Source organism: Lacibacter sp. MH-610 (assembly GCF_045780045.1).
Classification (GTDB): Bacteria; Bacteroidota; Bacteroidia; order Chitinophagales; family Chitinophagaceae; genus Lacibacter.
Genome location: NZ_CP116002.1, coordinates 473,136 through 494,374 on the forward strand (window position 1 = coordinate 473,136; position 21,239 = coordinate 494,374).

A 21,239-nucleotide genomic window follows, 5' to 3' on the forward strand; every position below is an offset into this window, starting at 1 on the left:
GCGGGTCGCCTCAAAAGTTGATTTGAGACGAAGTAAAGAAGTCTCAAATCATTTGCAGCAGTCTCAAATGCTCTAAGTGATTGAAAACAAGCGGAGTAGTTTGGGGTGAAGTGATGCCATATGCAGATGCGATGAAAGGATTGCGACGCAAGGGACGATGCCACATGCACAGGTGTTTGTATCAAAAAAGAATTTATTAAACCAGATGTGAACTATTTATATCTCACTGGATTCTACTTCACTGTGTGCGAAGAAAACCTCACACAGAGGAAAGGAGGGCACAGAGAAGTTTTACAAATTCTTCTCCATCCACTCTTTGGGACTGAGACCTGTTTGCTTTTTAAAGGCACGGTTAAAGGTGGCTTTGGAATTAAAGCCGCAATCAAAGGCGATGCCAAGGAGGGTTTGATTTTTCTGCTCGCCCTGTTTGAGCTTTTCAAGCATGGCATTGATGCGGTACTCGTTTACAAAATCATTAAAGTTGATACCGAAACCGGTGTTGATGATTCTGCTGAGCAGCGAAGGGTTGGTGGAAAGTTGTTTGGCTAATTGCGAAAGCGTGAGCTCCGCATTTTCATACAGATGCTGGGATTGCATGAGCGTGCTGATTTTTTCTTTCCAGTTGTCTAACTCAATGTTGTTGATTTTGCTTTCAACGATTTCAAACTCGGCTTCAGTTGTAGTTGCTGCAGTAAGTAAAGCAGGTGATTTGTATTGAAGCAGCAACTCAGGCTCAAATAATAATTTACGCAAAGGAACAACCACTGCATTAAAACCATTAATCGCTACATAATACACCACCACAGCAAATACAAAAAAGGAATACCAGGAACCTCTGTAATCCATATTTTGAAAGAAGGGAAAAAATGATAACAACTCCTCCAGCAACGGAAGCATGGTGATAATGGCAAATGCGATTAAAAAATTGCGAAGCCAGTTGAGATTAGCTACATCAACAAAAGAAAATTCATACATCACATATTGCTTGTACTGGCGGTAAAAGCGAATGGAAAGCACTAAGTAAAAAAGAATACTGATGTTTTGCAGCCACTGGTACCAACCGTCAAAATCAGGGTCGCTGTAGCCATCCATCAGGTAATATTTTTTTACAATGAGCTTATCTGTAACAACTACTATCAAACTCCACAACAAATAAACTACACCGGGAACAAAGTGCAGCAAATCCTTTTTTGAAAACCGAAAATGAAAATTGGTAATGCTTCTTACATAGAAGTACAGCAAAGGCCCCATGAACAATCCATGTACAAAGGGTGTGTAGAATAAAATTTCACGATACACGGTGCCTTGTACATACCAGCCCGCAAACCCCGTCATCCAGGGAACTACGAATAATGCAGCAAAAAATAAAAACCAGCCCAGCAGTTGATCGCTCAGGCTATCCTGTTTGTAACCACGGCGCCATAACATGAACGCATACACCATAATGTGTACAAAAAAGATGAGCAGCAGCGAACTGTAAATATTAAAACTGAATTGCATGCGAGATTGAAAATAACAAACTCTGTTCAATAATGGCACATGGGGTTTTAATTTAATCAAATGTGAAGCATTTGATTCTCTGCGCTCTCATAGCCTCTGCGTGAGATTTTTTTTACACGCAGAGAAGCAGAGGTCGCAGAGAGAAATGATAATGAAATTCTCATTTCATAGCAAAGGATGTTGTTAATCTCAATGGTGTTAAACATGTTTTGTATTTTTAGCGAAATACATGGCATTGAATTCCAATCAGCAATTTTTTAATGAACCACAAAGGGATGTAAGCATTTCAGCAGGGGTAACCAAACTGCCCTGCTTCTTTAAAAAAGTACATTACACGGTTTGTTTATTTGCTGCATCAAACGAGGCGTTGATGAACCGGTTACTAGGAACAGGTTTAGTACCTGCGTTGAAATGGGGAAGAAGTTATGTGGTAGCCATTGGTTTGGTGCAGTATGAAGAAAGTGATTTGGGTAGTTACAATGAAGTGATTGTGGCCATACCATCTTTACCTGAAGGAATGAAAAAGCCTTTCAGCAGTTGGCTGGATTTAATCGGTTCATTGGAAAACAGAAAGGTAGGGCAGCACATCATTCAGATTCCTGTTACGAGTGAATTTTCAAGAGCAGCAGGAAATGAACTCTGGGGTTATCCAAAAATTGTTGCACCGGTTGAACATGATTTTAAATCTGCATCACTGCATTCAAAAGTAGTTGACCCTTTGAGTAATGAGTTGATAATGGAAGTGAAAGGCGAATTGGGTTTTGGTATTCCATCTATTCCTTTGTCATTGATTACCTACTCGTTTATGAATGAAAGATTAGTGCGAACAAAAGTGAAAGTAAGTGGTATGATGAAATTAAGATTGAATCATGGTTTGCGCTTGAGAGTTGGTAATAGTAAACATCCAATGGCGAATGATTTACGAATGCTGGGGCTTGATGGAAAGAAACCTTTTTTGGTGATGGATACAGATAAATTTCAGAGTGTGTTTCATGAAGCGCTCCCCGTATGACGCCCTCGTCTGCACGGGAATATTTAAATCAAAGCAATGATTGACCATACGAAATACCATTTGATTTTTGAAGATGACTTCAACGAACCTGCCTTGAATGCAGGTAATTGGCTGCCGTTTTATTTGCCGCAGTGGAGTTCACGGGCAGCATCCGAACCAAATTATAAAATTGAAAACAGTAATTTGATTTTGCAAATTACCAAAGAACAGCAACCGTGGTGCCCGGAGTTTAATGGTGCGGTGAAATGTTCATCGGTGCAAACGGGTGTGTTTGCAGGTAAGCTGGGGTCAAGTATTGGTCAGCATGGCGTGTTCAATAAAAATTGTGTGGTGCGTGAAGAACAAACAGCACAACATACTTTTTTGCCGAAGTATGGTTTGGTGGAGATAAAAGCAAAAGGCATTCATACTTTATCGAATGTTGTATCACTGTGGATGATTGGTTATGAAGATGAACCGGAACGCAGTGCTGAGATTTGTGTGTTTGAAATCAAAGGATGGAATGTACAGAAAGAAAAGGCTGTGATTGGTTATGGCATTCATCAATTTGCTGACCCGAAATTGAAAGAACAATTCTTTGAAGAAGCATTTGACATTGATGTGGCGGACTACCATGTTTATGCAGCAGAATGGATGCCGGGCAAAACTGTTTTTTATATCGATGGACAAAAAATAAAAGAGTTACCGCAGGCGCCTGATTATCCTATGCAACTGATGTTGGGTGTTTATGAAGTGCCCGAAGGAGCAATGGATAGCAGTGATTACCCGAAAGAGTTTGTGATTGATTGGGTGAAAGGTTATTCTCTTAAATACTAAGCTGTTTATACTTTGTAGTACTTTGGCTTGGTGTGCAAACGGTGACCCGGCTCATAAATCAAACGTATAAATGTGCTGAACCGTTGATTGTTCCGTTGCAGCGGAATGCCGCTAACAATACCTACCAGTAAGTTTTCTGCAAGACCCACCCGCATTTGCGGACGCATGACGGTGTGTAGGTTGCGGTTTTCGATTTCTTTATTGATTTCAAGCCCCACAAAATTCCTGGTACCCGGAATCATATAGTGCATACTTGTATTTACCTGCCAATTGGTGGGGGCAGCTTTTTCACCTTGTGGTACAAATATCCTGGGACCTGCATACACCATGCTGTGAAAATTAGTGCCCCATCGCTTTGCTGCCACTACAAACGGGTTGTATAAATGTCCTTTGAAAATATTTTTTTTACCGTAGGTATTAAATTCCCTCAGTTCCAGTTCATGAATGTAACCTGCTGCCAATGAGGTTTTGAGTTTTTCTGAAACAAAGAAAGAATACTGCATAGCCATTTTAAAACTGTTCAGTTTGCTGGAAGGCACAGAGTCACGCTGTACACCATTTACCGGATAATAAAACGAGAAGGGTAATTCCACTTCAAGACCCAACCGGTTAACAGGTGCAAACTCATATTCAATAAGTGCTGTATAGAGGTCATACTTGTTGTTATCATTCAATCCCAAACCGATGTTCCATTCTTTTTCACCTTTGCGTGCGCCTAAGTCTCTGATGAGGTCAATGAACAACGGCTCCGCATGTAATACTTTGTCTTTTCCTTTCTTATCACTTTGTACTTCTTCAATATAAAGGCTGTCTGCTATTTTCCTGTATTCCTGAGTACTGTCAACTTGTGCAAAACCTGTTACAGTAAACAGAAGCAATCCCATGAATGCAGTAGATTTTTTCATACCGCAAAAATATCTGATACTTATTGCGGACGAATAGCAATCACTATAAATAAGAAATTTTTAAGAATATCAACTTCAGTTATGAGTTGACTTATTTTAATGCGCTATAAAATCTTCAATACGTAGCGCCACTACTTCCCATCCTTCTTCCAGGTTCATATTATGTCCACCTTTCATCATCACCAGTTCTGCACCAAGCTGTTGCGCATTTCTTTGCAGTGATTGTTTACGGATGAGAAAGTCCTCTTCACCACCTATCATGAGCAAAGGAATGGGTGATGGTTTTCTTTCCGGCAAGTTCAACAACATCATATCCAGGTAAGCCCTGAAACTTTCATCCTGCATCTTTGGAACTATGTCATCAATCAATGCATCACATACCGTTGGTGCAAACATGAGCTTCTTTGCTTTTTCCTTTGAATTGAATACAGGTTTAAAACTCATCGTAACCAATGCTTGTAAAAAAGAAAACGGATAGGCTTTGATTACCTGCCATGTAGCACCACTGATGCCGCTTGCAGGTACCGAACAAAGCAGCACAGCTTTTTTAATTTTTGCTGAAGGATGCTTTTGCAGATAATGCTGCACAATAAATCCACCCATGCTGTGACCAATCAGATATACATCACCTTTAATTGTTGAAACTACGCTATGCACATCTTCTATGTATTCGTTGATAGTTCTCCATCTCAATGAACCTTTCTGTTCGCTTCTCCCATGATTGCGGTAGCTGATGGCAATCACATCATAGCCCTGTTGTGTAAACCACGGTTGAAAATTGGTTTGCCAGTACCAGGCACCAAAGCACACGCCGTGCAGCAGAACGATTGTTCCTTTTGAGGGTGCCGATGGTTTTGTATGGATGGTTTCTATTTGCATGATGATTGCCCACAAAGGCACGAAGGACACAAAGAGTTATTTATTGCTACAAAAATATCTTTAGAATTGACGTTGTGTTTCTTTGTGTACTCCGTGGGAAACAGCCTCCTTCCTCACATAATCCTTCGGCAATTGTTTCAACAATCTTTTTTTGAACAAATGGTGGTCTACGGTTATCGTATGCCGTGGTGTGTTGATTTGTTTAAAGTCAGGATGTTTCAGCTCCTCATCAATCAACTGCTGCACATTGGCAGGGCGTTTCCACTTGCCTGCAATTTCCCTGGCCATGATTTTACTTTGTAATTCACTGCCCGGCCAGATACAACCCAGCGGCTGAAACAAGCCAATAAAATAAACATTCTCAATTGTAGGATGTATCATCCGTAACCATAACGGCACTTCCCCTTCACTGTAATCAATAAAACTTTTATCAAAAAACGGATGTGCAATGACATAACCTGTGCATGCAACAATGGAATCATATTCACCGACTGTTCCATCTTTGAAATAAACCTTATCACCATCCAGTCGTTCAATATCCACTCTTGGTTTTATTTTACCATGACGGATGGTGTAAAACAAATCTTCATTAATAGTAGGATGATGACTGCCAACTGGTCCTTCCGGTTTTTGCAAACCGTATTCTTTATAATCACCATTGCGAATGTATAAGGAAAGATGTACCAACGGTCGCCAGATGAAACGTGGCAACCAGTCAATCTTATGGCTGAACACATCAGCAGGTTTGCCCATTAAAAATTTAGGTGCTACCCAATAACCTCTGCGCCAGCTCATATCCACACTCTTTGCAACCCGACTGCTTTCCACTGCTACATCACAAGCACTGTTGCCACCACCAATCACCAGCACACGTTTATCTTTAAATCTTGAAAATCGTTTTACATGATGCGAGTGAATGAACTCACCGTTGAAACTTCCTGCAAACTGCGGCATGCGTGGTTGCCAGTGATGACCGTTGCACACCGCCAGTGCATCAAAGATGTTTTTACTTTCAATATTATTCTTCACTGTTGTTACCAACCATCGTCCGTCGTTCATCCGTTCACAGTGCTTCACCAGTGTTTCAAATTCAATGAAAGGCAGTAAACCAAAATGCCTTGCATAATTCTGAAAATAATTTTTCAATTGTACATGGCTTGGGTAATCCGGATAGTTTTCGGGCATGGGATAATCTTCATACTGGCTTAAGGTGCGGGATGAAATGATATGCGTGGTTTCAAACACAGAGCTGTGACTTTCTTCTTCTGTAAACACCCAGTTGCCGCCTACTTCTTTGCCGTAGTCAAAAACGGTTACCTGCAATCCTTCATCTAATAAATTCTTTGCCGCTGTTATACCGCTCGGACCGGCGCCTATTACACATACATGTTTGGTCATGAAGGGAAGTTACGGGGTTTGGGCAAAATGATGAAACATCCGTAGGGTTTTGTAACACTTTTTAAGAATCCTGTCTAAAGATCAAAACAACAAAATATGACACACTTTTTTAAACTGATTACCGCAACTGTACTTTTTATGCAGTATAATTCTTCACCCTTATTATTTAATCAAAAAAATCATACTATGAATATGAATGGATCATCTGTTGATACGGTACAAACAATAACAATTACAAAAGTGGAAACTCCCTGGTATGCCACAAGAAATATGATAATAAAACGGTTTGAAGCCGCAATTCCTGATTATGAAAAAATACCGGGTTTAAATGCCAAATCATTTTCATTGAGCAGCAGTGGAAGCTACTTCGGTGGCATTTATTACTGGAACAGCAAACAAACGGCTGAAGCATGGTTTAATCCCGGATGGTTTGAAACAGTAAAAAAGAAATATAAATCTCCGGGTGAAGTGTTATACTATACTGTAACGGGTGAGGAAATTGTAGTACAGGCATTAACCGGAAAAGAGAAGTACTGGACAGTTGTTTCCATAGGCCAAAAAGAAATCAACACAGCGGCACAGGGATTAATAAAAGTTTCATTTGTAAAAAACGAAAAGGGAAGTGAAGGCCATATTTCATTATGGAAAACAGAAGAAGATGCAAGGGCTTATTACCACAACAGTTTATCAGCCAATGAATTTTTTGATACACCGGTATTGCTTGTACACGGTAAGTAACAAGCTTTTTACTTCTTATATTTAATTATTGATTTTATGAAGTTTAGCGATCATACATTATCGGATGAGCAACTTATTGCTGATGCAGTAGCAGGTAATAAAGAAGCTTTAGAGGTTTTAATAAAACGATATCAGGATTATATTTATAACATTTCTCTGCGACTTTTTATTGATCCTGATGATGCTTTGGATGCCACCCAGGAGGTGTTGATCAAAGTAGTAACCGGTTTAAGAACATTCGGGGGCAGAAGCAAATTCTCAACCTGGCTTTACCGGATTGCCGTAAACCATTTTTTAAGTGCGCCTGTAAATAAAATCGAAAAACAATTTGTAAAAGGATTTGATGTAAATACAATTGATTACAGGGAAGAGGAACGTAATTCTTATACAGAAGACGAGTTAGAAGAGGTACGCATTCTCTGCTCCACTGCAATGCTGCTCTGCTTAAACAGGGATCAACGGCTGATTTATATTATAGGCGAAGTTTTTAATGCAGATCATACAATAGGTGCAGAACTCTTCAATACAACACCTGGAAACTTCAGGGTGTTGCTGCATCGTGCTAAAACGGATCTCATGAATTATGTATCCGGCCGCTGCGGCTTGATCAATCCTAAAAATCCGTGCCGCTGTAACAAAAAAGCAAAAGCAATGATTGAAAAAGGATATGTTAATGCATCAAACCTGCAATTTAATAAAGCTCATCTTCAAAAAATAAACACACTGGTAACACAGCGAAAAGATGATGTGAGTGACGATATTCATTTTCGTGTAACAGAACTTTTCCGCAATTCTCCTTTAGTCATTAAAGATGAGCTCAATAAAATTTTTGATAATATTATTAAATAGCTTATTTCTTTTCCAGTGTTGGATATTGTATTCCCAACTGTTCTAAGTATGAATTATACTTAGACGGGTCATAATAAAATGGTTTCAGCTTGGGGCGGTACTCATTCATAATATCTGTGTTCAGAAATATAGCAGGCTTATCATCTGCTTCTACAAATGATTTGTACTTCACGTCTTTTGTTTGCACATTGTTGAAATAATCCCATGCATCTGCAATGATTTTTGGATTGGTGAGCATATCAATCAACGTAGCGGCTACTGTTTTGCTTCCTGCCACTACACCTTTGTGTGCAATAGGAGTCGCCATAGCAATGCCATCTACCCAGCTATGACCCGGTGTGCCGGGAATATTAGATGGATAACGAAGTACAACCGTAGGCACATTCCAGCCGATATCTGCAATATCATCACTGCCGCCACCCCAGCTAAACTGCACAGGTCCTTCTAATGTATCCAACTTCAAAGCCAATCCATCAATCACTCTTCCACGATTATCTTTCTTAGGAGCGCCGCTCATTTTTTGTACAGCTCTTGCTAATGTTTGGTCTTCATTACTCCACGTGGGCAAACCAACCACCTGAATATTTTTATACATCGCTTCAGCAATGGCTTTATTAAAATGTCCGGGCCATGCTGTGCCCAGCAAACGATGCTTTACAGTTGTTTGCGACATCATAGCTGCACCATTGGCAATACGAATGCCATCATCATACATGGCTTTGATATCTTCATAATTTCTTTCTCTGAAATAGTACCACACGCTTGCTTTACTCGGCACCACATTGGGTTGATCGCCACCATCTGTAACAACATAGTGCGAACGTTGTGTGGGTTTTAAATGTTCCCGTTTGTAATTCCAACCGATGTTCATCAACTCTACTCCATCCAATGCACTCTTTCCCCGCCAGGGTGCACCGGCTGCATGTGCAGCACTTCCGTCAAATAGAAATTCAACAGATACCAATCCGTTTTGACCCGCATCACCCCAACTCACATTTAGATTACTGCCTACATGTGTAAAAATGCAGGCATCTACATTTTTAAAATAGCCATCACGTATATACCATGCTTTACTTCCTACGAGTTCTTCTGCAATGCCGGGCCAGATCATTAATGTGCCGGGCAGTTTTTCACGCTCCATAATTTTCTTTACTTCAATAGCAGAAAGAATCACCAATGGTAATCCGCTGTTATGTCCTTCACCATGACCGGGAGCGCCTTCTACAATCGGATCTTTAAAAGCAACACCGGGTTTTTGTGATGCTTTGGGAATACAATCCACATCGCTGCCCAGTGCAATCAATGGTTTGCCATTGCCCCATTTGGCAATCCATGCAGTGGGAATGCCTGCAATACCACGTTCAATTGTAAAACCGTTTTCTTCTAAAATTTTGGTGAGATAAGCTGAGGTTTCTGTTTCATGAAAACCCAATTCAGAAAAGCTGAATACCATATCCACCATCACCTGTGCATCCTTGGCACGGTTGCCGATATTGGTGATCACTTCTTTCTTCCATCCTTCTGCTTTAGATGTCGGAGTTAATTTTTGTGCATAGAGTTGACTTGATAGCATACAACTGAATACAAGAAACAGCTTTCTCATGTAATTATGTTTTGGTTGATGATTGAAAGTTAGGAAATAGTTGCTATGAAGACAGAACGTTGATTATACTAAATGATGCAATCCCTGTTCTTTATTCTTTCCCTCAACTCCTGCAAAAAATGAAATGATTTGCCGGAAGTCTTTCTCTTCATCAGACGGATAAATTAATTCGCCAATGATCACTTCTTTTTTTGTGAAATCAAGACCGGCTAACAGGATAGGCACCTTTGCTTCTTTTGCGATGTAATAAAAACCCGTACGAAGTTTATCTACTTTTTTTCTTGTGCCTTCCGGGCTCATGGCCAAACGGAAATTTTCATGTGCATGGAATTTTTCTGCCACCTGCTGCACCATTCCTGTTTTTGAAAACCGATCTACCGGTGTGCCCCCAATAGCACGAAAGAACCAACCGAAAGGTCCATCAAACAATTCTTTTTTGCCAAGGAAATAAGCATGTTTGATAGGGATCAGATGCCGGGCGCTCAATCCCACCACCACATCCCATCCACTTGTGTGTGGACCAACAGCAATAACCATCTTCGGAACATCATAAGGAAAATGACCGGTTATTTTCCAGCCCTTGAATTTAAACCAGAGGGATAAAAGCCATCCTACCATAGCAATCATTGAGAGCAAGAAAGATAAGTGCTTTTTTTGAATACAGTATTCATAAAAAAGCCCCGTTTAAAACGGGGCTTTTGCATCATCTGAAAATCAGTTGCCGGTTCCTTTAATGTATTTATCATACCATTGCTGGTAACGCTCTAACCGATCTTTGATATAAGAAGGTTTGGTAAGTCCATGAAACTGTCCCGGGTAAACAATCAAACCGGTAGGTACTCCATTGGAGCGGAGCGCCTGGTACATTTGTTCACTGCCAATAGCAGGCACATTAAAATCTTTTTCACCCGTTAAAAACAAAGTAGGCGTTTTAATTTTTTCTGCATTGAGGAATGGGTATGACAGTTTTAAATATTTCTGGTAATTATTGTTTTTCCAAGGTGGACCGATTTCATTATCCAACTGGCGTATGTATTGATCCACTCCATATAAAGAAAGTTGTAAAGCACTTCCTGCTCCGCTGCAGGCTGCTTTAAACCTGGAATCACTGGCAATTGAATAATTGGTGAGAATACCTCCATAACTCCAGCCGCCTATACCGATTTTATCAGCATCAATAATGCCTGCTTTAATCAAATGATCGGCTGCACCCAGAATATCCATTACTTCTTTATTACCCCAATCGGCATAAATAGCTTTGCAAAAAGCAGCACCTCTGCCACTGCTGCCACGATAGTTAACAGCAATTACTGCGTATCCTTTTGCTGCCAGCATTTGCCGTGTAAGATCAAATCCAAACTCATCCTGTGCTACCGGGCCGCCATGGATGAAAAAAATAGCCGGAAGTTTTTTACCCTCACTGCCGGGCGGAAGGAATAACAGGTTGGAAACTTTCGTTCCGTCTTTACTGGTAGAAACAATTTTTTGAACGGAACCTAACTGCAACGGTGCTAAAAATGCATCCTGCACTTTGGTGAGTCTTCTCTTCACTCCATTTTCAACCGCAAATAATTCCGCAGGTAATTGTGGCTGACTGATGCTGGTGAGCCAATTTCCGTTTGGATGTAATTCTAATGATCCTACGCTGTGGTCTTCTTTTAAAATACCTGAAAATGCCCCGGAGCCAATGTTGTAAATACCGATGTAACGGGCACAATCATCTCCCACAATCACTGCTACTTCTTTACCATCTTTTGAAAAACGGGGTGAAGTAACTGTACGATCCAGCGAAGCCGAAAGCAATTTTGGTTCTCCACCTGAACTGTTAATCAAACATAACACCGGTTGGTCGTACATATTAAATGCATCTTCACTGCTGCTGCGTATATAAGCGATGGTTTTACCATCAGGGCTCCATTGTGGTGAGCCATCAGTTCCTTTCCAGGTGGTGAGCTGCCGCATTACGGCACCTTTCTTTGCTTCAATGATGTAGATATCATCATTGCTGTTTTTATCAGGATCGGCGGTACGGTTACTTACAAAAGCAAGTTGTGTACCATCAGGGCTCCACTTAATGGATTCTTCATCGTATTGACCACTGGTGAGCGTATCTGTCTTTTTATCTTTTACATCAAAGAGATAAATATGTGTTTTACGCTTGTCGTACAAATAACCCTGCACATCCTGTTTAAACTGGTAGCGGTCAATAACCCATGGTTCATTCTTTTTCTGCTTGCTGGTATCTTCTGCATCTTTTATAAGAAGCGCCAGCCTTGATCCATCGGGGCTCCATTCATAAGTTTGGAGCTCTCCTTTTACATTGGTAAGGGCATAAGCTTCGCCTCCCATCCTGTTGAGCACATATACCTGCGATGTGCCGCCGTTGCGGGCAGTAATAAAAGAAATGAACTTACCATCAGGGCTCCAGCGGGGAGTCCCTTCTCCTTCAGGCGTGTAAGTAAGCTGCAGGTTAGTAGCGCCATCCCAGCTCATCATCCACAAATCACTTTTTCGGTTGTCTTTAGCGCTGTCAGGTGTGCTGATGCTGTATAACACCCAGTTGCCATCGGGTGAAATTTGTCCGCCACCCACAGAAGGTAAACGATAGATATCCCCCGGCCGTAGGTTCCGTTTGTTTTGTGCTGAAAGGGTAAGGCACATACCACTGAGCAGTAATACCAAGGCCCATTGAATTTTTTTATACATAGTCAGGTTGATTTGAAACCGAATGTAATAAATCCCTTTTTAATTCAACGGTACAGAAAAACAAGGAGTTGGGGTAATATCAATTCTTTTTAAAGGTGATACAACTCATCTCTTTTTTCATAGCTGTAAACTAATCTTGCTGCGTTATTAATTTGCTAATCAATAAATGTAATACTATGTTTGAGCTTTCAAAATCTCCCTTTAAGAATATGATTGCTAATGCCCAACCAGAATTGAAAGAATGGGTTGACCAGATGGCCGCCCATTTCAACCCTGCCAAAGTACATTGGTGTACCGGATCGCAGGAAGAGTATGATTCCCTTTGCCAACAATTGGTAGACAAGGGAACCTTTATCAAATTAAATCCTCAAAAACGTCCCGACAGCTTTGCCTGTTTCAGCGACCCCAGTGATGTGGCCCGTGTAGAAGACCGCACTTACATCTGCAGCCGTCGTAAAGAAGATGCCGGTCCCACCAATAACTGGATGGAACCAAACCAGATGAAATCAGTGCTGGAAGAGCTTACTAAAAACAGCATGAGCGGACGCACCATGTATGTAATTCCTTTCTGCATGGGACCGGTTGGTTCTAAACTCAGCCGCTACGGTGTGCAGATAACTGACAGTGAGTATGTGGTGATTAATATGCGCATTATGACCCGTATGGGTGAGCAGGTAATGCCTTACATCGGAAATGAATTTGTAAAATGTTTGCATACTCTTGGTGCACCATTACAGCCCGGACAGGAAGATGTAAAATGGCCTTGTAACCCAACCGTAAAATACATCAGTCATTTTCCGGAGGAGCGCCTGATCATTTCTTACGGAAGTGGTTATGGCGGTAATGCGTTGCTTGGTAAGAAATGTTTTGCCTTACGTATTGCCAGTGTGATGGGTCGTGATGAAGATTGGCTGGCCGAACACATGCTCATTATGGGCGTTGAAAGTCCGGAAGGTGAAAAGAGTTATGTAGCTGCTGCCTTCCCCAGCGCTTGTGGTAAAACCAATTTTGCAATGCTCATTCCGCCAAAAGAAATGGATGGCTGGAAGGTAACCACCGTGGGTGATGATATTGCCTGGATTCATAAAGGACCACGTGGCCATTTATATGCCATTAATCCTGAGGCCGGTTATTTTGGTGTGGCACCCGGTACCAATGCCAAAACTAACCCCAACGCTATGGAAAGCATCAAGGCCAATACCATTTTTACCAATGTGGCAATTACGCCTGATGGTGATGTGTGGTGGGAAGGTATGACCAAAGAAGTACCTGATGGGTTGATTGACTGGCACGGAAAGCCTTACGATAAAAACAGCGGTAAACCTGCCGCACACCCCAATGCCCGTTTTACAGCACCGGCTTATCAAAACCCGGTAATTGACAGTGAATGGGATAACCCTGAAGGTGTAAAAATCAACGCCTTTGTTTTCGGTGGCCGCCGCACCAGTGTAATGCCTTTGGTGTATCAATCTTTTAACTGGAATTTTGGTGTGTACCTGGCAGCTACTATGGGAAGTGAAATGACTGCTGCTGCTTTTGGCGAACTGGGTAAAGTTCGTCGTGATCCTTTTGCGATGTTACCGTTCCTCGGTTATCATATGGGTGATTACTTTAATCATTGGCTGCAGTTTGGCCGTGACCTGCCTAACGCTCCCCGCATTTTTGGTGTAAACTGGTTCCGTAAAGATGCAGATGGTAATTTTATGTGGCCCGGCTTTGGCGAAAATATGCGTGTGCTCAAATGGATTGTGAACCGTTGCAAAGGAAAGGCCAATGCTATTGAATGTCCTATCGGCTGGCGTCCCCGCTACCGTGATCTTGATTGGAGAGGATTGGATTTAGATAAATTCCCGAGAGAGCAGTTTCATGAATTACAGTTGATTGATGCCGAATTGTGGAAGCAGGAACTGCTGGGTCATGAAGAGTTATTTGAAAAACTTTATGATCGTATCCCCAAGGAGTTTTTATTTATGCGTCAGTTGCTGTTGAGTGCATTATGGCGCTCGCCCAACAATTACCAGTTGGCAGCAGAGCGTATTGATAATCATTAAAAATGTACAGAGTGATAAAAAAGACCGCTGCATTACAGCGGTCTTTTTGTTTTTATTGAAAGGTGATAGTAATTGCATTTCCTTTCCATACAAACGGAGACAGATGAAGCGTTCCGTTTTCCTGCAGGTTCCATTGCTTCCATGATTGTTTGTTAAGCTGCACTTCTGATACATTGCTGAGGCCATGTACAAATACTTCAACGTTGCGTTGCAAAGGTTTTCCGGTATACAATCCTGTACTGCTGAGCATCATAGCGGCATTGTTTTCTTTTTTCATGCAATACAGTTTTATCAGTTCAAATTGTTTTGCAGCTAATGCTTTTGGATTGGCGCCATCATCTTCATACAGTTCCCTTGTTGCTGAACCTTCTGCTGTATAATAGTGAAGTATCAATTGATCTTTGGGATAATAAGCAGTGTTTTCAAAAGCCGGCAGCATTGGAATTACAGAACCACCTTTTACAAATACAGGGATGCTTTCGGTTGTTACATCCACTTCTATCCATCTTCCTCCATCGTATTTTTTTGAAGGGCTAAAAAAATCATACCACACACCTTTAGGTAAATACAAAGTTCTTTTGGCTGCATTTTTTTCAAGTACCGGAGCAATGAGCAATGCATCACCAAATAGATATTGATCAGTTGCTTTGTATAAATTACTGTCTGTATTGTCATGATAAAACATGGGTCTTACCATCGGGTTGCCTTTGGCAGCAGCATCATACATTAAAGTGTACACATAGGGCATTAACCGGTAGCGTAACTGTACAAACTTTCTGAGAATGGTTTTATTGGGCTCATCATAAAAAACAGGCTCACTTTCAATCTGCGGAATTTTAGGATCAGGTGCGTTCACACTTCCATGCGGGCGAAAGATGGGAGTAAACACTGCCATTTGTAACCAGCGCAAATACAATTCAGGGTCCCGCTCTCCCATGGCAAAACCTCCTGCATCGCTGTGCATGGTAGGTACGCCGCTCATACTCATGCTGAGCATAATAGGTAGCTGTGCTTTAAACCCGTTCCAGCTACGGTCCACATCACCACTCCAGGGAATAGAACCAAAACGCCAGGTGCCTGCATAACCGCTGCGGTTGAGATGGAACAAACGTTGTGCAGGATATTGCTTCGCATATTTATCAAACACCATTTTACTCCACTCGTGACCATACATGTTGTGCACTTCATCAGCATTGAACAAACGTGTTTGTTTAAAATCTTTCATGTTGTGATATACATAGTTGGGATGTTTTTCAGGCTCACCCAGGTCGCCCCACCAGCCGACAACTCCTTTTTTAATCTGTGCGTCATACTTACTCCAGAACCAGTCTTTGGTTTTGTTTTGAAAAATGTCTAACAAACCTGTATGACCAAAATAAAATTCTTTAATCCCGATAGTGTCACCTTTTGCATCAACGGTATTCAGTTTGTTTTGCTGTGTGTATTTGTAGTTGAATGATTCGCTTAAAACAAAGGGTTCTGTAATCAAAATGGTTTTGATGTTTTGCTTTTTTAAATCAGCAATCATTTTTTCAGGTTCAGGAAAACGTTGTTTGTTCCAGTCGAGATTACCCATATTCCATGCACCATGCACCGCATCGCCAAACCAGAACAAATCAATAATCACGGCATCAAAGGGAAATTTTTGCTCTTTCATTTTTGCAGCTATGTTCATTACCTCTTCCTGTGTGCGGTAGCCAAACCTGCTCATAAAATTGCCGAGCGCCCAGCGGGGAGGTAAACTCATTCTTCCAACCAATGAAGTGAATTGCTGTATGATCTGTGCTGCATTATCACCAAAGAAAGTATAGAACTGAAGCTTGCCTGCTTTAAAAGCCACTTCCAGTGTGTCTTTACCGGTTTTACCAAAATCCATATAACCACGGGAGGGATTATCATAAAACACACCGTAGTTATTACTGCTTACATAAAACGGCATGGAATAGTTAAGATTATCTGCATTGATACTATAACCATACCATGGATTATTATCAAGCCCTACCCGTTGATTACGTTTATTAAAAGCAATACTGCGGCTTCCTGTACCAAAAAACTGTTCATCTTCATCAATTAAGTTGAATTGAAAAGTATGATGCCCTTCTTTTGTAAGATAATTGCTGAGATACATTTCATCGCCTGTTTTAACTGAACGGTAGCTGATGGTAACAGGTTGTTTTAATATTTCAACTTCTGCAACAGCATTTGATAAAACAATTTTTTCAGCATTCTGCAATTTTATCTTGATGCCTGCAGGTACTGGTTTTGTAATAACAGCATTACTTATCTGCTCTCCTTTATAGGAGGCTGCTTCAAAAGTGGTTTGAATAATCTGGCCCGGGTAATTTCGGAAAATGATTTTGCCGGCAGTTGTAGCAATGGTGATTGTTCCGGGTTCCTGTTTAATGGACTGAAAAGAACCAAAACCTTCCTGCGCAAGTACTCCTGTTGCAACCGCCAGAAAACAGAGCAGGTAAACAAAACGGGTCATAATCAATAATTTTCCCGAAACTAAACAGAGAACAGCTTCAAAACAAGAAAGTTTCCATTTCATCTTTTCAACCTAAATTGCACGCCTTAACAGATGACTATGGAATATGGAAAATTAATTGCAGTTGCCGGTTTGCCCGGACTGTATGAGCTCATCAGCAGCAAAACCGACGGAGCTATTGTACGTTCACTGGAAGATGGCAGCAGCAAGTTTGCCAGCAGCCGTCAGCACCAGTTCTCTCATTTAGAGAGCATTGAAGTGTACACCGTTCGTGATAATGTAAACCTGGTTGATATTTTTAAAGCGATGGATGCTGCCGGTGGCAGCCTGCCTGCTGAGAAAGATGCAAAAGCGGTGAAAGCTTACTTTGAAAAAGTATATCCTGACCTGGATTTTGAAAGGGTATATGCCAGTGATATGAAAAAAATGGTGAAGTGGTTTAGCATCATCAAAAGCAAAGGCATTGAATTGAAGCTGAGTGAGGTAGTTGAAGAAGAAGTTTCAGAAGAAGCACCTGCAGCAGAAGAAAAAAAACCGGCTAAAAAAGCTACAGCCAAAACAGAAGCAGCTGCAGAGGAAGTAAAGCCGGCTAAGAAAGCAGCAAAGCCAAAAGCTGAAAAGAAAGAGGAGGCTGGTGAAGAAGCACCGAAGAAGAAAGCGGCTCCTAAAAAGAAAAAAGAAGAGTAATTGAATTTAATAAAAAAGTTTGCCGGGAAGACGGTAAGGCGGAAAGAATCTTTCCCGTCTTCTTATCTTCCTGGCATTTTAATTCTTAATCATGTACACAGCAGATATTAAACCCGTTGAGCGTAGTTTTTTGCCAAAGGATTTCACCATCACCACATGGGATGCATTGGAACCTTATTTTACGTCATTACTCATCAAAGCAATTAACAGCAAAGCAGATCTGGAACAATGGTTGAAAGATAGTAGTGAGTTAGAAGCCGTGATAAGCGAAGATGCCTGCTGGCGACAAGTACGTATGACCTGTGATACAGAAAACAAAGAACTGGAAGAGGCCTTCAACTATTTCTACATGGAGATTGCACCCAAAATGCAGCCTTATGCAGATAAGCTCAACAGGAAGTTGATGGATAGTCCGTTTACAAACCAACTGGACCACGATAAATACTTTACGTATCTGCGTTCTATTAAAAAGAGTATTGAACTGTTTCGTGAAGAAAATATTCCTATCAATGCGGAGTTGAGTGTAATGCAGCAACAGTTTGGACAGATTGCAGGAAAGATGACGGTGGAAGTGGAAGGCAAAGAATATACATTGCAACAGGCAGCTAAGTTTTTAGAAAATCCCAACAGAGCCTTACGTGAAGAAGTATATCTCAAAATTCAAAACAGAAGATATGCTGACAGAGATGTGTTGAATGAGCTCTTCAACAAATTAGTTGAAAGACGTCACCAGATTGCAATGAATGCAGGCTTTGCTAATTATCGTGATTATAAATTCAAGGAGCTGGGTCGCTTTGATTATACACCACAGGATTGTTTCAATTTTCATGAAGCAGTAAAGCAGCATGTAGTGCCATTGGTTAAAATCATTTATGAAGAACAGAAAAAATCCATTGGTGTAGATGTGTTGCGTCCATGGGATATGGAAGCTGAACCGGAAGGTATTCAACCGTTACAACCGTTTATCAACGGAAAAGAATTGCTGGATAAAAGCATTACATGTTTTGCACAGCTTAACCCCTTCTTTGCAGATTGTTTGAAGAAGATGGATGAGATGAAGCGTTTTGATTTAGACAGTCGCAAGGGCAAGGCACCCGGTGGTTATAACATGCCTTTAGCTGAAACAGGCGCACCGTTTATTTTCATGAATGCAGCAGGTACATTGGATGATGTAACTACGATGGTACATGAAGGTGGTCATGCAGTACATTCTTTTCTCACACATAATTTAGAACTCACAGGATTTAAAGAATATGGTGCTGAAATTGCAGAAGTAGCCAGCATGGCAATGGAACTCTTCAGCATGGAGCATTGGCATATTTTCTTTGCTGATGCAGAAGAATTGAGAAGAGCTAAATTCAAACAACTGGAACGTGTGCTCACCATTCTTCCATGGATTGCACGCATTGATGCCTTTCAACATTGGATTTATGAAAATCCGAAACACACTATTGAAGAACGTGCTGCCTATTGGGTAAAGCTGGCGGATGAGTTCAGCACAGGAATGATTGATACAACAGGGCTGGAACATTTCCGCCCCAATGAATGGCAGCGTCAATTGCATTTATTTGAAGTACCGTTCTATTATATTGAATACGGTATTGCACAGCTCGGCGCTATTGGCTTGTGGATGCAGTTCAAACAAAATCAGCAACAGGCATTAAATAATTATATCAACGCATTAAGCCTGGGCGGTACTAAAACCTTACCGGAGCTCTATGCAGCAGCTGGATTGAAGTTTGATTTTTCGCCTGAACATATTAAAACGTTGATGGAGTTTGTGAGAACTGAAATGGACAAACTCAGTTAAGATTCTAAAGAGTAATAAAAAGAGGAGACAAAAATCTTGTCTCCTCTTTTTATTTATTTACCGTTATTATTTACAGTCATCACAAACACCATTCACCACCATATTACTTTGGTGCGGTTCAAACCCTTTGGGCAGTTTTACTTCGGGTACAAGTACATCGTCCAGGCAAATGGTTTTACCACAGTCTTCACAAATAAAGTGAACATGGTTATCATGATGATGGCCTTCCTCACAACGTTCTTTGCAAAGTGCATACTTTACAGAGTTATCAGCAGTAGGTATGGTATGAATGATGCCCTTTTCTTCAAAAGTCTGAAGTGTTCGGTAGATAGTAACCCGGTCAATGTTATCACCTGTTTTCTTTTCAATATCCGCATGTGCCAGGGCCCCTTCATTGTTATAAAACAAATCAAGTATCTGCATACGGCTGTCCGTAATGCTCATGTGGTTTTTTTTCAATATGTCACGAATGGCTTCGCTCATGAAGTAAAATTAAGAAAGGTTTTGTTTCTTTTGATAACGGCCGACAGGCCTACTTGCCGACAAAGGCTGGGTTTGGTTAAATTACATCGGGTTATTTTGAAAGATACCGTTTACAAAACGTGGTCCGTTGTATTTTTCTTTCAGCAGCAACTGAATGTCTTTATCTAACTTTTTCAATTCCTCTTTATTCAGTCCATCATAAATGCCACGTACTTTGCCGCTTTTATCAACGAGGGCAAAAAGCTGGGTGTGGATGAATTGTTCTTCAATAGCTGCTGTTTCATCATTCTGATCGTCCAGCAAGTAACTTTTTCTTGCGGCCTCATAAAGTTTGGCTTTGGTGCCGGTTAACAGCAGCCACTGCTTGCTGTCAATCTTCAACGAATCAGCATAATGCTTCATGCGGCCAACCGTGTCCTTATCAGGATCAACCGTATGGCTGAGAATCATAAAATCCTCTTCACTTTTATATGTGTCAGCAATCGCCAGCATATTGGTATTCATCTTGGGACAAATGCCTTTGCAGGTAGTAAAGAAAAATTCAACCACCTGCACTTTGCCGGCCACATTACGGTTGGTAATGGTATCGCCATTCTGATCCACAAATTCAAACTCTTTTACTTCGCTCAGGGTGGGTAGCTTTTTGCGCCATAAATCCGTTCCCCAAAACAATACGAGATAAAATACCCCTAACAGCAACACAAAAAAGCCCAGGTAAAACCAGATTTTCTTATTCATAACTGCTGCAAAGTTAAGCAAGTACACTTTCACCAATTGGTTTGTAAAATCGTTTTACCCGGCTACTGCAGTAAACACCAAACAACCGGGAGCCGCAGCAAAGGGAGAAATCCGGTTAAAATAATATTTGCAACAAAATTGCAAATATGTATATTTGCAGGCTCATGAACTTTAAAATAAACTGGGAGGCTTTAGGAATCGGAGCATCGCTGGCCTGTGCTATTCACTGTGCAATACTGCCGTTGTTTATGAGCAGTCTGCCTTTGTTTGGTGTAAACATCGTACACAATCTTTTTGTAGAAGTGCTCTTGCTGGGCACAGCTTTTATCATTGGTTTTACTACGTTATGGCATGGGTTTAAAAAACATCATCACCGTATAGCTGCCCTGGTGTTGTTTTGTGCCGGAATGCTGCTGTTTACCATTAACCAGTTTGTTGCTTTTTCATTCTCTACATTTTTGCTGGTGTTGCCTGCGGTAGCATTGATTATAAGTGCTCATTTTTTGAATCATCGTTATTGCACTATTGCAAAGCATTGCCATAAAGATGATTGCAGCCATTAATCCTCTCCAACTT

Annotated in this window: 18 protein-coding genes; 8 read left to right on the plus strand and 10 right to left on the minus strand. The window is 41.0% G+C overall.

Annotation, left to right across the window (positions count from 1 at the left end; translation table 11 throughout):
• Positions 1-291 precede the first annotated feature (291 nt).
• Positions 292-1,500, minus strand: a complete 1,209-nt coding sequence (locus tag PDL71_RS02145) for a helix-turn-helix domain-containing protein (protein WP_407524686.1) — start codon at positions 1,498-1,500, stop codon at positions 292-294.
• A gap of 229 nt (positions 1,501-1,729) precedes the next feature.
• On the opposite strand from PDL71_RS02145, the gene PDL71_RS02150 reads away from it, so the two are divergent.
• Entirely contained in the window at positions 1,730-2,512 is a 783-nt protein-coding gene (locus PDL71_RS02150; protein WP_407524688.1) for an acetoacetate decarboxylase family protein, read from the plus strand.
• A gap of 36 nt (positions 2,513-2,548) precedes the next feature.
• Positions 2,549-3,328, plus strand: coding sequence for a glycoside hydrolase family 16 protein (locus tag PDL71_RS02155; RefSeq protein WP_407524690.1), 780 nt, complete (start codon positions 2,549-2,551; stop codon positions 3,326-3,328).
• 5 nt (positions 3,329-3,333) lie between these two features.
• Here the strand turns inward: PDL71_RS02155 and PDL71_RS02160 are convergent, their stop codons facing one another.
• The 3 genes from PDL71_RS02160 to PDL71_RS02170 all read right to left on the minus strand — a co-directional run bounded on the left by PDL71_RS02160 (position 3,334) and on the right by PDL71_RS02170 (position 6,510).
• Positions 3,334-4,233, minus strand: coding sequence for an HAEPLYID family protein (locus PDL71_RS02160; protein WP_407524692.1), 900 nt, complete (start codon positions 4,231-4,233; stop codon positions 3,334-3,336).
• 96 nt (positions 4,234-4,329) lie between these two features.
• A complete protein-coding gene (locus PDL71_RS02165) occupies positions 4,330-5,112 on the minus strand; it encodes an alpha/beta hydrolase (protein ID WP_407524694.1) in 783 nt (260 codons plus the stop codon).
• Positions 5,113-5,172: 60 nt separating this feature from the next.
• Positions 5,173-6,510 (minus strand): flavin-containing monooxygenase, encoded by a 1,338-nt coding sequence (locus PDL71_RS02170; RefSeq protein WP_407524696.1) that lies wholly within the window; start codon positions 6,508-6,510, stop codon positions 5,173-5,175.
• 96 nt (positions 6,511-6,606) lie between these two features.
• Here PDL71_RS02170 and PDL71_RS02175 point away from each other — a divergent pair, with 96 nt between their 5' ends.
• Positions 6,607-7,248, plus strand: coding sequence for a hypothetical protein (locus PDL71_RS02175; RefSeq protein WP_407524698.1), 642 nt, complete (start codon positions 6,607-6,609; stop codon positions 7,246-7,248).
• 36 nt (positions 7,249-7,284) lie between these two features.
• A complete protein-coding gene (locus tag PDL71_RS02180; protein ID WP_407524700.1) occupies positions 7,285-8,097 on the plus strand; it encodes an RNA polymerase sigma factor in 813 nt (270 codons plus the stop codon).
• Between the two features lies 1 nt (position 8,098).
• Here PDL71_RS02180 and PDL71_RS02185 read toward each other — a convergent pair whose 3' ends face one another.
• From PDL71_RS02185 to PDL71_RS02195, 3 genes are all read right to left on the minus strand, one after another.
• Positions 8,099-9,700, minus strand: coding sequence for a peptidase dimerization domain-containing protein (locus PDL71_RS02185; RefSeq protein WP_407524702.1), 1,602 nt, complete (start codon positions 9,698-9,700; stop codon positions 8,099-8,101).
• 63 nt (positions 9,701-9,763) lie between these two features.
• Positions 9,764-10,318, minus strand: coding sequence for a 1-acyl-sn-glycerol-3-phosphate acyltransferase (locus PDL71_RS02190; protein WP_407524704.1), 555 nt, complete (start codon positions 10,316-10,318; stop codon positions 9,764-9,766).
• Between the two features lie 96 nt (positions 10,319-10,414).
• Entirely contained in the window at positions 10,415-12,406 is a 1,992-nt protein-coding gene (locus PDL71_RS02195) for a prolyl oligopeptidase family serine peptidase (protein ID WP_407524706.1), read from the minus strand.
• 176 nt (positions 12,407-12,582) lie between these two features.
• Here PDL71_RS02195 and PDL71_RS02200 point away from each other — a divergent pair, with 176 nt between their 5' ends.
• Positions 12,583-14,457 (plus strand): phosphoenolpyruvate carboxykinase (GTP), encoded by a 1,875-nt coding sequence (locus tag PDL71_RS02200; RefSeq protein WP_407524708.1) that lies wholly within the window; start codon positions 12,583-12,585, stop codon positions 14,455-14,457.
• A 52-nt stretch (positions 14,458-14,509) separates the two neighbouring features.
• On the opposite strand, the gene PDL71_RS02205 is transcribed toward PDL71_RS02200, so the two are convergent.
• Positions 14,510-16,945, minus strand: coding sequence for a TIM-barrel domain-containing protein (locus PDL71_RS02205; protein ID WP_407524710.1), 2,436 nt, complete (start codon positions 16,943-16,945; stop codon positions 14,510-14,512).
• A gap of 99 nt (positions 16,946-17,044) precedes the next feature.
• On the opposite strand from PDL71_RS02205, the gene PDL71_RS02210 reads away from it, so the two are divergent.
• Positions 17,045-17,632: a DUF5606 domain-containing protein gene (locus PDL71_RS02210; protein WP_407524712.1), complete on the plus strand. Its 588-nt coding sequence runs from the start codon at positions 17,045-17,047 to the stop codon at positions 17,630-17,632.
• A gap of 91 nt (positions 17,633-17,723) precedes the next feature.
• The gene (locus PDL71_RS02215; RefSeq protein ID WP_407524714.1) at positions 17,724-19,442 is read left to right on the plus strand and encodes a M3 family oligoendopeptidase; all 1,719 of its coding nucleotides are present in this window, start codon (positions 17,724-17,726) and stop codon (positions 19,440-19,442) included.
• 66 nt (positions 19,443-19,508) lie between these two features.
• On the opposite strand, the gene PDL71_RS02220 is transcribed toward PDL71_RS02215, so the two are convergent.
• Together PDL71_RS02220 and PDL71_RS02225 are read right to left on the minus strand one after the other, a co-directional pair.
• Entirely contained in the window at positions 19,509-19,925 is a 417-nt protein-coding gene (locus PDL71_RS02220; RefSeq protein WP_407524716.1) for a Fur family transcriptional regulator, read from the minus strand.
• An 81-nt stretch (positions 19,926-20,006) separates the two neighbouring features.
• A complete protein-coding gene (locus tag PDL71_RS02225; protein ID WP_407524718.1) occupies positions 20,007-20,663 on the minus strand; it encodes an SCO family protein in 657 nt (218 codons plus the stop codon).
• A gap of 164 nt (positions 20,664-20,827) precedes the next feature.
• Here PDL71_RS02225 and PDL71_RS02230 point away from each other — a divergent pair, with 164 nt between their 5' ends.
• Positions 20,828-21,226: a MerC domain-containing protein gene (locus PDL71_RS02230; RefSeq protein WP_407524720.1), complete on the plus strand. Its 399-nt coding sequence runs from the start codon at positions 20,828-20,830 to the stop codon at positions 21,224-21,226.
• Positions 21,227-21,239: the final 13 nt, after the last annotated feature.